The 15,500-nt window shown below is 65.7% G+C and carries 12 protein-coding genes; 7 read left to right on the top strand and 5 right to left on the bottom strand.

Features of this window, described 5'->3' with window-relative positions; genetic code table 11:
* Positions 1 to 158 precede the first annotated feature (158 nt).
* Entirely contained in the window at positions 159 to 1,244 is a 1,086-nt protein-coding gene (locus AC06DU_RS00265; protein WP_184432739.1) for an acyltransferase family protein, read from the top strand.
* Positions 1,245 to 1,434: 190 nt separating this feature from the next.
* Here AC06DU_RS00265 and AC06DU_RS00260 read toward each other — a convergent pair whose 3' ends face one another.
* Positions 1,435 to 2,493: an NAD(P)-dependent alcohol dehydrogenase gene (locus AC06DU_RS00260; RefSeq protein WP_104569389.1), complete on the bottom strand. Its 1,059-nt coding sequence runs from the start codon at positions 2,491 to 2,493 to the stop codon at positions 1,435 to 1,437.
* A 308-nt stretch (positions 2,494 to 2,801) separates the two neighbouring features.
* On the opposite strand from AC06DU_RS00260, the gene AC06DU_RS00255 reads away from it, so the two are divergent.
* The 4 genes from AC06DU_RS00255 to AC06DU_RS00240 all read left to right on the top strand — a co-directional run bounded on the left by AC06DU_RS00255 (position 2,802) and on the right by AC06DU_RS00240 (position 8,012).
* Positions 2,802 to 3,875 carry a glycoside hydrolase family 5 protein gene (locus tag AC06DU_RS00255; RefSeq protein WP_184432743.1) on the top strand — a complete coding sequence of 358 codons (1,074 nt, stop codon included), beginning with the start codon at positions 2,802 to 2,804 and terminating at the stop codon, positions 3,873 to 3,875.
* Positions 3,876 to 4,660: 785 nt separating this feature from the next.
* Complete coding sequence (locus AC06DU_RS00250; protein WP_180968551.1) at positions 4,661 to 5,650, top strand: glycoside hydrolase family 5 protein; 990 nt, start codon at positions 4,661 to 4,663, stop codon at positions 5,648 to 5,650.
* Positions 5,651 to 6,163: 513 nt separating this feature from the next.
* Positions 6,164 to 7,225, top strand: coding sequence for a glycoside hydrolase family 5 protein (locus tag AC06DU_RS00245; protein ID WP_478203174.1), 1,062 nt, complete (start codon positions 6,164 to 6,166; stop codon positions 7,223 to 7,225).
* 337 nt (positions 7,226 to 7,562) lie between these two features.
* Positions 7,563 to 8,012 carry a PepSY domain-containing protein gene (locus AC06DU_RS00240; protein WP_026064113.1) on the top strand — a complete coding sequence of 150 codons (450 nt, stop codon included), beginning with the start codon at positions 7,563 to 7,565 and terminating at the stop codon, positions 8,010 to 8,012.
* A gap of 357 nt (positions 8,013 to 8,369) precedes the next feature.
* Here AC06DU_RS00240 and AC06DU_RS00235 read toward each other — a convergent pair whose 3' ends face one another.
* Together AC06DU_RS00235 and AC06DU_RS00230 are read right to left on the bottom strand one after the other, a co-directional pair.
* The gene (locus AC06DU_RS00235) at positions 8,370 to 10,166 is read right to left on the bottom strand and encodes a M28 family metallopeptidase (protein WP_478203173.1); all 1,797 of its coding nucleotides are present in this window, start codon (positions 10,164 to 10,166) and stop codon (positions 8,370 to 8,372) included.
* Positions 10,167 to 10,226: 60 nt separating this feature from the next.
* On the bottom strand, positions 10,227 to 10,883 hold the full coding sequence (locus AC06DU_RS00230) for a DUF4097 family beta strand repeat-containing protein (RefSeq protein WP_046345204.1): 657 nt from the start codon (positions 10,881 to 10,883) through the stop codon (positions 10,227 to 10,229).
* A gap of 97 nt (positions 10,884 to 10,980) precedes the next feature.
* On the opposite strand from AC06DU_RS00230, the gene AC06DU_RS00225 reads away from it, so the two are divergent.
* Both AC06DU_RS00225 and AC06DU_RS00220 read left to right on the top strand, forming a co-directional pair.
* Positions 10,981 to 12,279 (top strand): murein hydrolase activator EnvC family protein, encoded by a 1,299-nt coding sequence (locus AC06DU_RS00225; protein ID WP_478203171.1) that lies wholly within the window; start codon positions 10,981 to 10,983, stop codon positions 12,277 to 12,279.
* A 141-nt stretch (positions 12,280 to 12,420) separates the two neighbouring features.
* Positions 12,421 to 13,935, top strand: a complete 1,515-nt coding sequence (locus AC06DU_RS00220) for a S41 family peptidase (protein WP_054591743.1) — start codon at positions 12,421 to 12,423, stop codon at positions 13,933 to 13,935.
* 201 nt (positions 13,936 to 14,136) lie between these two features.
* Here AC06DU_RS00220 and AC06DU_RS00215 read toward each other — a convergent pair whose 3' ends face one another.
* Together AC06DU_RS00215 and AC06DU_RS00210 are read right to left on the bottom strand one after the other, a co-directional pair.
* Positions 14,137 to 15,123, bottom strand: a complete 987-nt coding sequence (locus AC06DU_RS00215; protein WP_478203169.1) for a D-2-hydroxyacid dehydrogenase family protein — start codon at positions 15,121 to 15,123, stop codon at positions 14,137 to 14,139.
* Positions 15,123 to 15,443, bottom strand: coding sequence for a DUF1820 family protein (locus AC06DU_RS00210; RefSeq protein WP_016901574.1), 321 nt, complete (start codon positions 15,441 to 15,443; stop codon positions 15,123 to 15,125). The genes AC06DU_RS00215 and AC06DU_RS00210 overlap by 1 nt, the downstream gene beginning before the upstream one ends.
* Positions 15,444 to 15,500 lie beyond the last annotated feature (57 nt).

Below are 15,500 nucleotides of genomic sequence, written 5' to 3'. Positions count from 1 at the left end.
CGCGCAGCACGCCCTGCGTTGAGCCGGATGTCCTCGGCGATGACGGCAGTCGGTCCCATCCCGGTGCGCGATACCGCCGCCGCGGACTCCAGACCTCATTCATCTGTCGCCGCGCCCCGCGGCGGCGAAGCCGTGGGCCCCACCAAGGAAGCAACCTCATGACACAGCAACTCACTACCGGCCAACACGGACGCGACGACTGGGTGGACTGGCTCCGCGGTGCCAGCGTGTTGATGGTGATCGTGCTGCACGCCTACGGCTTTGCCTTCGATGCCTACCCGGAACTGCGCGGCGGCGCTGCTGAAGAAAGCAGCGCACTGATGCTGTCGATCGAGCGCCTCAACCGCTCGCTGGCGCCGCTGCGTATGCAGCTGATGTTCCTGCTCTCGGGCCTGTTCGTGGCGCGTGGGCTGGACAAGGGCATCGCGCCCTACCTCGGCGGCAAGCTGCGGCACGTGCTGTATCCCTACCTGCTCTGGTCGGTGCTGATCTTCGCCCTGCGCGAGGCCGGCTCGGTGCTGGCCAAGGCCGAACCCATCGCCTGGGTGGACCTGGGCAAGATCGCGGTCGGCAACGTGGCACTGACCTGGTTCCTGTTCTACCTGTTCGTGTTTCTGGTGCTCATGCCCTTGCTGCGCCGGCTGCCGGCGCCGTTGGTCCTGGCCGCGACCGTGCTGGGCTCGGTTTGCCTGGGTCCGCTGCTGCGTCAGGGTGCCGATCCGTTCTATTACTTTGCGTTCTTCTACATCGGCACGCTGCTGGCCGGCCGGGTGCCGGCACTGCTGCGGCAGGCACCGCGCTGGATCTGGCCGCTGTCGTGCCTGAGCCTGTGCGCCATCGTGCTGATCGCCAATCTCACCGCGCTGCACAGCATCTGGATCGGCTACCTGCCGCTGGTGCTGGTCGCGCTGCCGCTGCTGATCACCGCGGCGATGTGGGCGAACCGGCAACCGGCCGCGCAGGCAATCCGTTATGTGGGCCGCAACTCGGTGGTGTTCTACCTGAGCCACTTTCCGCCGTTCATCGTGCTGGCCTACCTGCTGCCGCGCTGGATCGACGAGGGGACGGTGCTGTTTTTCGCCTTGTTGAGTGTCGGCGTGCTGGGGCCGGCGGTACTGTGCCTGCTGCGCGCACCGGGCCGCCTGCCCGCGCTGAACCTGCTGTTCTCCGCGCCGCTGCCGGTGCGTCGCCCACGCAGCTTGCCTGTCGCCGGCAAGCTGCACGCCTCGCCGGTGTCCGCATAGCCGCAGTCCTTGCCGGCAGTGCCGCCCAGCGGCGCTGCCGATCCGGCTGATACGGCTGATGTCGTGCGGTCATACGACCGCGCAATGCCGTTCAAAGCCCCAGGTGATGCATTCCATGCCGCATCACCTGGGCCGACCGTAGCGCAGGCAACCGACCTGCAGCCCTGTGGCAGGGCTGCAGGCCAGGCGATCAGGCCGCCTTGTCCAGCGTGGCCATGTCGATCACGAAGCGGTACTTGACGTCGCTCTTGAGCATGCGCTCGTAGGCCTCGTTGATCTGGTCGGCGCGGATGGTTTCGATGTCCGAAACGATGTTGTGCTTGGCGCAGAAATCCAGCATTTCCTGGGTCTGGCGGATGCCGCCGATCAACGAACCGGCCAGGGTGCGGCGCTTCATCACCAGATTGAACACGCTCGGCGAAGGATGCGATTCCTCGGGCACGCCCACCAGCACCATCGCGCCGTCGCGCTTGAGCGCATTGAGGAACGGGTCCAGGTTGTGCGGCGCGGCCACGGTGTTGAGGATGAAATCCAGCGTGTTGGCCTGCGCGGCCATCTGCGCCTCGTCCTTGGACACCACAACTTCGCTGGCGCCCAGGCGCAGCGCATCGGCGCGCTTGCTCTCGGAGGTGGTGAACAGCACCACGGTGGCGCCCATCGCCTTGGCGATCTTCACCGCCATGTGGCCCAGGCCGCCCAGACCGACCACGCCCACCTTCTGACCGGGACCGACCTTCCAGTGCGCCAGCGGCGAATACGTGGTGATGCCGGCGCACAGCAGCGGGGCTACTGCGGCCAGGTTGTCGCTGTGCGAGATGCGCAGCACGTATTTCTGGTCGACCACGATGTGGTCCGAGTAACCACCGTAGGTGTTCTCGCCGCCACCAAACATCGGGCCGTTATAGGTGCCGGTGAAGCCCTGCTCGCAATACTGTTCTTCGCCTTCCTGACAGGACGCACAGCTGCGGCAGCTGTCGACCATGCAGCCGACGCCGGCCAGATCGCCAACCTTGAAGCCGGTGACCGCATCGCCGACTGCGGTGACGCGGCCGACAATCTCGTGGCCGGGCACCGACGGGTAGCGCGTGTTGTGCCATTCGTTGCGTGCGGTGTGCAGGTCCGAGTGACACACGCCGCAGTAGGCGATATCGATCTGCACATCGTTGGGGCCTGGCGCGCGCCGTTCGAACACGAACGGTGCGAGCGGCTGATCGGCAGTGTGGGCGGCGTACGCGTGAGCTTGGCTCATGGGGGAGACTCCAGATGTGACGTCCCCCGCGACAGTGCGGGAGACTAAAAAAGGGTGGCGCTAGCTTAAGACAGGCGCCTGTCGCACTCCTGCGACAGTGCGTCTTGCCTGCCGGGTTGCGGACGCGACCGCAGCGGCATGGTGCGCCCTGCAGGTGTTTGCGCGCGATCAAATCGGCGTTCGCCGGCGTGAATGGCGCGCTAACGCCGGAGCTTCTACGCTGACCAACCACCATCCTGCGCTGCACCATCCCTGCTGGCCGTGCCCTCCCCCTGCGGCCGCCTACGTCGATGCCGAAGGAGGCTTCCATGTTCCGCTCTCCCCCCAACCTCCCATCCTTGCGCAGTGCCGCACTCGCACTTACCTTGCTGGCCGCACTGCCGCTGGCGCACGCCAAGGAGCCTGCGCGCCCCGGAAAGGAATCCAGCGGCCTGAAGTATGTCGGCGTCAATCTGTCCGGCGCCGAGTTCAACTCACGCAAGAAACCCGGCACGTTGTTCAAGGACTACACCTACCCGGCCGCGTCGGATTTCAGTTATTTCGCAGGCAAGGGCATGAACACGATTCGCCTGCCGTTCCTGTGGGAACGCCTGCAACCACAGCTCAACGGCGATCTGGATCCGGCGCAACTGGCGCTGCTGAAGAAATCGGTGGATGCGGCCAAGGCCAACAAGCAGTACCTGATCCTGGATGTGCACAACTACGCCAAGTACAACGGCAAGCGCATCGGCAGCAGCGAGGTGCCCACCGCCGCGGTGGCGGATCTGTGGCGCCGGCTGGCGCTCGAATTCAAGGACGACAAGTCGGTGATCTTCGGGCTGATGAATGAGCCCAACGGCATTTCCGCCACCGATTGGGCGAGTGCGGCGCAAGGTGCGATCAACGCGATCCGCAAGACCGGCGCCAGGAACCTGATCCTGGTGCCGGGTACCGCCTACAGCGGCGCGCACAGCTGGCGCAGCTCCAACTATGGCGTCTCCAATGCCAAGGCGCTGGAAATCCTCAAGGACCCGGGCAATAACCTGGCCTTCGAAGCGCACCAATATCTGGACAACGACTACAGCGGCACCAAGCCGGTGTGCACCAGCGCCACGGTCGGCGAGGAAAAGCTGCGCGGCTTTACCGCATGGCTGCGCGAGAACAAGCAGAAGGGCTTTCTGGGCGAGTTCGGCACCGCCAACAATCCGGTCTGCGACCAGGCGCTGGAAGGCATGCTGACCTACATGGAAAAGAACAGCGACGTGTGGCTGGGCTGGACCTGGTGGGCCGCTGGCGCCTGGTGGAAGCCGGAGTATTTCTTCACCGTGCAGCCGGGCAAGGACGGCAGCGACAAGCCGCAGATGTCGATTCTGAGCAAGTACGCCCGCCGCGCGACCAAGTAAGCCGCGCGGGAAGGTCGATCGCGGTGGTCGCAGCTATTGCTGCGGCCACCGTTTTTTTTTGCCATCCGCCATGTCCGATGACATCCACTAACGATTGCAGACCGCGCGCTGCATCCATCGCAGCCGCAATCCGATCTTCTTATTGCACCAGGTGCACTGGTTGCCCGCTGCCGAAAGCATGACGCCGCCCACACCAATTGCGCGTTGCACATGGCAAGTGCCGAGGTTGCGCGACCGCACCAGGTGACTTTTGCATGTGCGTGCGCATTGATCGCACAGCAGCGCGGTGGCGATTGCAGGTGCTGCGCCGCGCGTTGCGCGTTGCGTTCTGATAATTCCCCGCGCAATGCGGCGTACGTCGCAATTGCGATGCGCACCACTGCCAGGCGCACGGCGCCATCGACCTGCAGCGTTGCGATCGCACCATGGCCGTCCAGCGATGCGGGAGGCGGCGTATTTCCGCAGCCATTCGGCGCAGATTGCAATCGGCATGCAATGCGTGGGACCGCCCGGTGTCGCCTTACCACAACAAAGCGTGCGCATGTTTGGCAATAAACGCGAAGTCGCTCACAGCTCCAATTAAGTGATAGCTCGCATTCGTAGTTTGAATGTCTCGATGCGCTTAGGGTGAAACGCGATGCAGTGTCGTCATGCACGTGGCAGGTCCACGCCAGGGCAATGCATCTCCCCCGCGAATGTTTCAGGAGTCACCCATGTTGCCCTCCCCCACGCCGACGCGCCGGCTGTCCAGCCGTGCGTTGTCATTGCTGCTGCTTGTCATCGTGCTGCTTGCAGGTGTGCCGTTCGCACAGGCACAGAACCGCCTGAAGTACGCAGGCGTCAATCTTTCCGGTGCCGAAATCAAATCCTCGCAAAAGCCCGGGGTGCTCAACGTCGACTATCTGTATCCGGCTGCCAGCGATTACCGCTACTTCGCCGGCAAACACATGAACATCGTCCGGCTGCCCATCCTGTGGGAGCGCCTGCAACCCAAGGCCGGTGGCGAGCTGGATGCGGCGCAGCTGGCACTGATCCGCCAGGCCGTGGCCAACGCGAAGGCGGCCAAGGTGTACCTGATCCTGGATATCCACAACTACGCCCGGTATTACGGCAACAAGATCGGCAGCGCGCGCGTGCCGATCAGCACCTTCAACGATCTGTGGCGACGCCTGGCGATCGCCTTCAAGAACGACAACAGCGTGATCTTCGGGCTGATGAACGAGCCTTACGACATCAATCCGCAATCCTGGGCCAACGCCGCGCAGGCATCGATCGACACCATCCGCAAGACCGGTGCCAACAATCTGATCCTGGTGCCCGGCGCGCTATGGAGTGGCGCGCACAGCTGGTATTCCACCGTTGCCGGCCAGTCCAACGCAGTGGCGCTGGCCTCCATTCGCGACCCGCTCAATCGCTACGCGATCGAAGTGCATCAGTACCTGGACACGGACTCCAGCGGCACCAGTGCCGGCTGCGTCAGCAGCACCGCCGGTGCCGAACGCCTGCGCAGTTTCACCCAATGGCTGCGTCTGAATCACAAGCAGGGCTTTCTCGGCGAGTTCGGCACCGGCAACAACGCCACCTGCAATAGCGCACTCAACGGCATGCTGGGCTATCTGGAAACCAACCGCGACGTATGGGTGGGCTGGACCTGGTGGGCCGCCGGCGCGTGGTGGAACCGCAGCTACCCCTTCAACGTGCAGCCCGATGCGCAGGGCCGCGACAAGCCGCAGATGTCGATCCTGAGCGCGCGCGCAAAACGCATCACCCAGTAGTCGGAGCAAGCAGCGTGCGATGGGTAACCGTCGCACGCTGCGCAGCAAACACCCAGCTCACGCATGTACGCCCGGTACATGCCGATGCCAGGCAGCAGCCGTGCCCAGCCGCGGTGAGCACAGTCGTCACGCAGCAAAACGCCAGCACTCAGCACGCGCTCTAGCGCTCGCTGCGTGTGCGTGCGCTACAGCAGTGCAGCGTCGGTGATCCGACGTCGCACCGTTGACGGCGAGCGCATCCATCCGCCGATTTTTCGACAGCGCCATGCATGCGATGGCGGTGTCGACAAGCGTGCGCGACCGCTTTTCAGAGCGGCGCGTCACAGCGTGCTGTTCCAGAACGTGACCCTTGCGGTAAGTGACTGCGACCCAGCCTACACATTTAATTCACATTCGATGTGGTGGGCGTTTAGGCACGGCAGATGCATTGGTTACGACAGGTGTGGCGCACCTCGCGCAGATCGCACGCAAACCGCTGCGACACACCATCCCCGTCGTCGAAGGAGTTGTTTCATGTCTGCTGTCTCTCAAACGCTGCGCACCGTTTTCCGCTGCGCCCTGCTCTGCATTCTGTTCGGCACATTCGCACCCGTCTACGCACAAACACGCGCACTGACGTATGCCGGCGTCAATTTATCCGGTGCCGAATTCGCATCGTCCAAAAAACCCGGCGTCCTCAATAAGGACTATATGTATGCCTCGGCCAGCGATTACACCTATTTCGCCGGCGTCGGCATGAACACGATCCGCCTGCCGGTGCTGTGGGAACGTCTGCAGCCCAGTGCACGCGGTGAACTGGATCCGACCCAACTGGCCCTGGTGCAGCAAGCCGTGGCACGCGCCAAGGCATCGGGCATGTATCTGGTGCTGGACATCCACAATTACGGCAAATACTACGGTTACAAGATCGGTGGCGACGAGGTGCCGATCGCCACATTCGCCGATTTGTGGCGCCGCCTTGCGCTGGCATTTCCTAGCGACAACGCGGTGATCTTCGGGCTGATGAATGAGCCCAATGGCGTCTCGGCCAGCGCCTGGGCTGCCACTGCACAGGCAGGCATCAATGCGATTCGTGCCACCGGTGCGAACAACCTGATCCTGGTGCCGGGCGCATTATGGACCGGTGCACACAGCTGGTATTCGCCCACCAACGACGGCTATTCCAACGCAACCGCATTGGTTTCCATCTACGATCCGCTCGATCGCTACGCGTTCGAAGTGCATCAATACCTGGATGCCGATTCCAGCGGCACCACCAATGTCTGCGTCAGTGCCACCGTCGGTGTCGAGCGCCTGCGTAGTTTCACCGAGTGGCTGCGCACCAACCACAGGCGCGGGTTTCTTGGCGAATTCGGCACCGCCAACGACCCCGTCTGCAATGAAGCACTACGCGGCATGCTCCGCTATATCGATGCCAATGCAGATGTCTGGTCGGGCTGGACCTGGTGGGCCGCCGGTTCGTGGTGGAACGTCAGTTATCAGTACAGCGTGCATCCCAACAAGGACGGCACCGACAAGCCGCAGATGTCCATCCTCTCGCCGCAGGCGGTGCGCGCCACACGTGCCATTCCGTAATCTGAGGCAGATGGGTTGAGTCACGCGAGCCGCCGCAAGGCGGCTCGCTTCTTTTGCATCTTCGTACTGGCTATCTATTGGATGACAGGCCGGGCAGGACGGTTTCGATGTGACACCGTTTACGTCGCTCCCAGCACATTACGCGCCCATTGCGCCGCAATGCCGCAAACCACTGGCTGATGAACGTGCGAACGTGCGTGCGTCATCGGACGTACCCCGGGCGCATCATCACCGAAGCTTGAGCTCACTGAACTCTTGCTGCGGCTTCTAACGGCCATTCACCTGACAGCGATAAGACCGCGTCCAGCATGGGCGCACTTCACTGCAGGAGCATCACATGGCACATCGACTGATGAAGACCGCGCTGATCGGCGCACTCGCATTGGCAGCGCAGGGCGCGTTTGCGCAGGCCGCCGCCGACAAGCCGGCCAAGGCGCTGACCGCCCGCGAGGTCACCAGCATGCTGACCGACAAGGGCTATACCAAGGTACACGACGTCAAGTTCGAACATGGCGTGTGGACCGCCGACGCACGCAGCGGCGACGGCAAGGATGTGGATGTGCGTATCGATCCGGTGACCGGCCGCGTGTACGGCGACCAGACCACCTCCAAACTGAGCGAGGCCGATATCCGCGCCGCGCTGTCGACCGGCGGCTATTCCAATGTGCACGATCTCAAGTTCGAAGACGGCTTGTGGAAGGCCGATGCCGAGCAACGCGGTGGGCAGAAGGTAGATCTGCATGTCGACCCGGAAGACGGGCACGTGGTGAGCGTGGATAACGATTGACCATCGCATCTCGGGGGCGCCGGCGTGCCGACAGTACGGCCGTGTTGATGGCAACGCGTTGTCGGCAGCACGATTGAAGGCCTCTCCCAGGCCAGTGGCATCCTCTCTCAGAAGAGCACCGACGAACAGACATACTTCAGTGGGAGGCGGCACGTGATCTGACGCATCGATGCATCGACACGGATCGTGAGCTCGTCCGCAACCGTCACGACCAGGACGAACCAACACAAAGGGCCTCCAACAGGAGGCCCTTTACGTTGATCGCGATACGCGGGCTCGCCGCTGCCGCGCACCTTGCAGGCCGCATCACGACGCCATGCAGTAGCTGCATGACATCGCATGCGGTGCTGGCGTCGGTCAACGCGCCGGCGCTGCCTTCTTGCCCTCGGCAGCTGCGTCACTTTCGGCGTCAGGCGCGGCTACCGCGGCGCCCGCAGCGGGCTTGCCGGCCATCATGCGATCGCGCGCAGCCTTGAACGGGTTGCCGGCATACCAGTTGGGCCAGCGCTGGCCGGCGGCCACCTCCTTGCCCACGCCATACACCGCCTGCAGGTCTTCGATGGTGCCATCGAGCTTCCAGCTGGCCGCATCGTATTCGTCGCCCGGGGCGTGATAGCGATTGCGCCCATAGTCTTCGGCGGCCGCGCGCCCGGCCGCAGTACCGCCCTCGCGCAGGTCTTCGCCGCCATCGGCATACAGCGCCGGCACACCGGCCTTGGCGAAGTTGAAATGATCCGAGCGGAAATACGAGCCGCTTTGCGGCGTGGCTTCGGCATGCAGGGTGCGGCCCTGCATCGCGGCGATCGGCTTGAGGATGTCTTCCAGCTCCGAACTGCCCATGCCCACCACGGTGACATCGCGTGCGCGCCCGGCCACCGACATCGCATCCAGGTTGATCACCGCCGCGATCTTGTCCAGCGGAAAGCTCGGGTTGGCCACGTAGTACTTGGAACCGAGCAGGCCGGATTCTTCCAGCGTCACCGCAACGAACACCACCGACCGCGCCGGCTTGGGATCCTGATGCGCAAACGCGTCGGCAATCTCGAGAATGCCGGCCACGCCGGTGGCGTTGTCCACCGCGCCGTTGTAGATGTTGTCGCCGCTCTCGCCCGGGTGTTTGCCCAGGTGATCCCAGTGCGCCATGTACAGCACCGCTTCGTCGGCATGCGTGGTCCCGGGCAGCACGCCGACCACGTTGCGCGAGGATTTCTCCGCGATCGTGCTCTTCAGGTCCACCGACCAGCTCGCCTTCAACGGCACCGGCTTGAAGCCACGCTTGCTGGCGTCCTTGTAGGCCTGCGCCAGATCCAGCCCGGCATTGGCGAACAGCTGCTTGGCGGTCTCGGCGCTGATCCAGCCCTGTACCGGCAGGCGCGGATCGGGATCGTCCTTGGCCGGCAGGTCGTATTGCGGGCCGGCCCAGGAATTTTTGACCACGTCCCAGCCATAGCTGGCGCCCGGGGTGTCGTGCACGATCAGCGCGGCGGCCGCGCCCTTGCGGGCGGCTTCCTCGAATTTGTAGGTCCAGCGGCCGTAGTAAGTCATGCGCTTGCCGTCGAACAGCTTGGCATCGCCGGTATGGAAGCCGGGATCGTTGACGAACATCACCACCGTCTTGCCCTTCCAGTCCTGTCCGGCGTAATCGTTCCACTGCTGTTCGGGCGCATCCACGCCGTAGCCGACGAACACAAGCTCGCTGTTGTCCAGCTTGACCTCGGCCTGGCCGGTGCGGGTGCCGACCACGATGTCGGTGCCGAAGGCCAGGGTGCGGGTCTGCTCGCCGCTGCGCAGGCTGGGTGCGGTGGCCGCATCGGCGGTGGTTTCCACCATCGGCACGTCCTGGAACCAGCTGTCGCCGTTGCCCGGCTGCAGGCCGATGCGCTGCATCTGATCGCGGATATAGGTGACGGTCTTCTCTTCGCCCGGCGTGCCGGGGCCGCGTCCTTCGAATTCGTCCGAGGCCAGCGTCTTGACCAGCTCGGCAAAGTCGTCGCCGGTCAGCTCCGGCGAAAAGGTGTGGCGGCTGACCGGTGCGCTGGCCGCCGTGTCCACCGGCGCCTGTGCGGCGGGCGCGCTTGGTGCGTCGGCGGATTCGCGCTTGCAGCCGGCCAGGGCCAGCGTCGCGGCCAGGCACAACAGGATCTTGCGGGGCATCGGGACTCCTCGTGCGGCGAAGGTCCCCCGATTCTAGGCGCTGGCCCCGTGGTGAGCGCGTCAGTCCTTGGGTGCCACGTCGCTGTCGAAGCTGCGCGCGGTGGCGCCGGTGACGGCACCGATCTTCGCAGTGCGGTGCACGTACAGGCTGACCTCGCGCTCGAACTCCAGCGGGCCATCGACCACCGCATCCGGGCCGATCACCACGCGCGGCTTGCGCGCAGGCTTGAACGAGAAGCTGAAGTTCGGCTTGGTGACCTCGATCCCGCCATGCACATGCGAGCGCACCCCGACGGTAATGTCGCCGTTGACGGTCTCGATGCCCTTGCCGAGCTCGGTTTCCACCAGGCCGATACTGCCGTTGACGGTTTCCACACCGCCGCTGATGCGGCTGCCGCGCTCCACCAGCACGCTGCCGTTGACCGTCTCCAGCCCGCCGGACACCACCACCTTCTGCCCCAGCGTGATCGCGCCATTGACCGTGGAGACATCGCCGGTGCGGGCGTTGTCGCCGATCTGGATACTGCCGTTGACCGTTTCCACGCTCCGGGTCTGCGCGCCGGCGCCGACCTCGATGGAGCCATTGACGGTGTCCAGCCCGCCATAGACCTTGCCGGCCTCGGCGCTGATGCGGCCGTTGACCTTGCTGATGTCCTCGTCGGCCCAGGCGCTTGCGCAGACCAGGGACAATGCCAGAAGAAGATGCTGGGGCTTCATGCTGAACCTTGCGCGGCGGCGGCTGTCTTGGGCGTGGCGGTGATCACACCATGCTTGGCTACAATCGCGCACCTGCCTGAAGTCACTGGACCTTTCGTTGCCCCTGTCGCCCGCCCCGCGCTCGCGCCTGCCGTCCGCCCCCGCCACCGGCCGCCCCTGCGCGTGGCTGACGGCGACCGTACTGGCCTGCACGCTGTTGGGCAGCACCGCGGCCGGTGCGCAAAGCCAGCGCGAGACCGAGCGCAAACTGCAGCAGCTGCGCGACGAACTCAAGACCATCAGCGCCGACCGCCGCGAGCTGGAAGGCAAGCGCGGCACTGCCGCCCAGCAACTGCGCCAGGCCGATGAGAAGGTGGCCAGGACCTCGCGCGCGTTGAGCGAGACCGAAACGGCGATGCGCGAGCAGGAACAGCATCTGGGCAAGCTGCAGCAGGAGCGTGCGCAGCTGCAGCGCGGCCTGCAGAACCAGCGCGTGCAGCTGGCTGCGCTATTGCGCGCCGCCGACCAGGTCGGCCGCAACGCGCCGTTGAAGGTGTTGTTGTCGCAGGACACCGTGGGCGATGCCACGCGCATGCTGGCCGATCATCGCTACGTGCAGAACGCGCGTGCACAGCGCATCCAGGCACTGACCACGCAGCTGGATGCGCTGACCAAGGTGGAGCAGGACATCGCCAACCGTCGCCAGGCACTGGATACGGCGCGTGCGCAGCAAAAGGCGCAGGCCGCATTGCTGCAGAAGGATCGCTCGCAGCAGGCGGCGACGGTCGCGCAGCTGGACGACCGCTACAAACAGCGCGCCGAACGCGAAAAAGCCCTGGGCCAAGACGCCAGGTCGCTGGAGCAGCTGCTCGCCAACCTGCGCGCGGCCGCTGCCAAGGCCGAGGCCGAACGGCGTGCCGCCGCCAGACGCGCTGCCGCCGAAGCCGCCGCGCAGGCCAAACGCAGCAAGACCGAGCGCCCCGAGCGTCCCGGCAAGACCCCGCCCAAGGTCATCGCCAGTGCGCCGGCACCCAAGGTCGGCGGCCTGAGCTGGCCGGTGTCGGGCAACCTGCTGGCGCGCTTCAATGCCACCTTGCCCGATGGCCATACCAGCAAGGGCGTGCTGATCGGCGCGCCCAAGGGCAGCACCGTCACCGCGGTGGCCGATGGCACGGTGGTTTTCTCCGACTGGATGACCGGCTACGGCATGATCCTGATCGTGGACCACGGCAACGGCTACATGAGCCTGTACGCGCACAACGACACGCTGTTGCGCGATGCCGGCGCGTCGATCAAGCGCGGCGAAGCGGTGGCCAAGGTCGGCAGCTCGGGCGGGCAGGGCGTGCCGGCGCTGTACTTCGAACTGCGTCGCAACGGGCAGCCGGTGGATCCGTCGAGCTGGTTGCAGCGCCGCTGAGTGGCGCGCACGCCGCGCGCGTGCCGGTGCATGACCGCCGCCATACCTGGCCCCGCCAAGTCAACGCGGATTTACCGCGGCTTCGCGCATAATCCAGGCTGCTCCGTTGCGGGGCGTCTTATCTCTTTGTCGGAGTGCTTCATGCGCGTAGCCGTCCTGTCCGTTGCCCTGTCGCTGGCGTTGTTCGCCTCACCCGGTTGGGCGCAGAAAGCCAGTCCCGCCGCCGCCCAGGCCACTGCGGACGATCCGGAAGCCAACGAAGCCGCCGTCTCCAAGGTGCCGCTGGACGAGATCCGCCGCTTCGTGGCGGTGTACAACGCGGTCAAACAGGCCTACGTCGACCCGGTCGAGGACAAGAAGCTGATGCACGCCGCGGTGCGCGGCCTGCTCTCGGACCTGGACCCGCACAGCACCTATTTCGACAAGGAAGATGCCGAAGCCTTCGACGAGCAGGCCACCGGCGCCTACGACGGCATCGGCGTGGAATTGCTGCAGCAGCAGGACAACACGCTCAAGGTGATCGCGCCGATCGACGACACCCCGGCCGCACGTGCCGGCATCCGCGCCGGCGACGTCATCGTGGCCATCGACGGCAAGCCGATCGACGCCAGCAAGGCGATGGAGCCGCTGCGCGGCGAATCCGGCAGCAAGGTCGTGCTGACCATCGTGCGCGACAAGGCGCCCAAGCCGTTCGACGTGACCCTGCAGCGGCAGACCATCCGCGTGGCCAGCGTGCGCAGCAAGCTGCTGGAGCCGGGCTATGGCTATATCCGCATCAGCACCTTCCAGGCCGACACCGGTGCCGACTTCCAGAAGAACCTCAAGCAGCTGCAGGCCGGCGGCAAGTTGCGCGGCCTGGTGCTGGACCTGCGCAGCAACCCGGGCGGTCTGCTGACCTCGGCGGTGCAGGTGGCCGACGACCTGCTCGATAAGGGCAACATCGTCAGCACGCGCGGGCGCATCTCCATCAGCGATGCCAAGTTCGACGCCACCCCGGGCGATCTGCTCGGCGGCGCGCCGGTGGTGGTGCTGGTGGACGCCGGCTCGGCCAGTGCCTCGGAAGTGCTGGCCGGCGCGCTGCGCGACAACCAGCGCGCGCGCATCATCGGCAGCCGCACCTTCGGCAAGGGCTCGGTACAGACCGTGCTGCCGCTGGACAACGGCGACTCGGTCAAGCTGACCACCGCGCGCTATTACACCCCCAGTGGCAAGTCGATCCAGGCCAGCGGCATCGTGCCGGAAGTGCTGCTCACCCCCGAACCGCAGCCCGGCGATGCCGACGTGCCGGCCAGCCTGGCCGACTTCAGCGAAGCCACGCTGCCGGGCCATCTGCGTGGCGATGCCGAAGGCGAGGAGGGCTACACAGCCGGCGACGTGCTGCCGGGCGATGGCCCGATCGCTTCCGCGCTGGCCGAGCTTAAGCAGCCCGGCTCGGCGGCCAAGGCGCAAGCCGCGCTCAAGGCCAAGGCACAGGCAGCGCAGAAGGCCAAGGCCGCCAAGACCGCGGCCGAGCCCAGGCCGGCCGCCGCGCGCCCGGCAGCAGCCGACAAGCCCAAGCCTGCCGACAAGCCAAGCGAACCGGCCGACAAGGCCAAGCCCGCGCCGCCGGTGGAACCTGCCGCGCCTGCGCCTGCGCCGGCCGAACCGGTCAAGTAATCCGGCCACAGCGCAGCGGGTGAATCACCCGCTGCGCGCCAGGCCCGATCGCTACGCATCGGCACTGCCACGCCACCTGCACGCATCCCTGGATCACCCGGCCGCCACAGCGCCGGCGGGTTTGGATCCCAAGGCGCTTGTAGGAGCGACCCCGGTCGCGACAAGCCTCCCCAAGCGCACGATCACCGCGTCAACCACGCGCTATCGCGTAATCGCCAATGCCTCGGGGTTGACCAGGTTGCGCGGCGCACCGGCGGCAAATGCCAGCACATTGTCGAACGCTGCTTCGAAGTACAGCGCATAGCTGTCGCTTTCCACGTAGCCCAGATGCGGCGTCGCCAGCACGCGCGGATGCTGCAGCAGCGGGTCGCGCGGATCCAGCACCGGCTCGCGCTCGAACACATCCACCGCCGCCTGTGCCGGCCGGCCCGCATCCAGCGCGGCCAGCAAGGCGCCGGGCGCGATCAGCTCGGCGCGGCTGGTGTTGACCAGCAACGCATCCGGACGCATCCAGGCCAGATCCTGCGTGTTGATCTGGTGGCGGGTCTGCGCGGTCAGGCGCCGATGCAGCGACAGCACGTCGCTGCGTTCGAACAGGTCCTGCCGGCTGGCGGCGATGTCGAAGCCATCGCGCGCGGCCTGTGCGCACGAGGCCTCGCCGCCCCACACCAGCACCTGCATGCCGAATGCACGCCCGAAGCCGGCCACGCGCTGGCCAATCCGCCCGTAACTCCAGATGCCCAACGTGCGCCCATGCAACGCGCGCCCCAGACCGGGATCGCCCAGCGCCTGCCAGCGGCCCTGGTGCAGCGCGCGCTGGTACTCGCCCAGGCGCCGGCTGGCCGACAGGATCAAGGCCCAGGTCAGTTCGGCCGGCGCCACCGGCGAGCCGACGCCTTCGGCCACCGCCACCCCGAACTCGGTGCACGCGGCCACATCCACATGCGCGCCGATCCGGCCGGTCTGGCTAATCAACTTGAGTCGCGGCAGTCGCCGCAACAGCGTGGCGTCCACGCGGGTGCGTTCGCGGATCAGTACCAGCGCATCGGCTTCGACCAGCCGCTCGGCCCATTCGTTGGGGTCGGTGGCCAGCGCGCCCAGCACCTGCACATCGTGGCCGTGCAGGCGCTGCAGGCAGGGCAGGTGACGCACGGCGCCCTGGTAGTCGTCGGGCACCAGGATGCGCATCAGCGCGGCTTGGTCGGCAACGGGAACGGCGTGACCACCTTGTCGCCGGTGGTGGCATCGCGGATCACCGACTGGCCCTTCTTCTCGACTTCCTCGATGCGCACGATGCTCTGCATCGGCAGATGCAGCGTCTTGGTGTTGCCGAACTCTTCGCGCAGGCGCTCTTCGGTGGGGTCGACCACCAGCCCGTCGTGCACGTCGAACACCAGCTCGCCGATCTGGTTGAAGCCCCACAGATGGCTGCCGGTGACCTGGCGGGCGTAAAGCTCGTAGACCTTGCCGTGATTGAGGAAGGTGACTTTGTACAGAGGCTTGGACATGCGGCGATTATAGGCGCGCCACCGCGCAGCGACGCAGCGCGCAGCCGGCGCAACACG

It is taken from the genome of Xanthomonas sp. NCPPB 3200, from assembly GCF_056393585.1.
The sequence above is the reverse complement of the archived record's forward strand: the minus strand, read 5'-3'. Positions and strand labels throughout refer to the sequence as shown.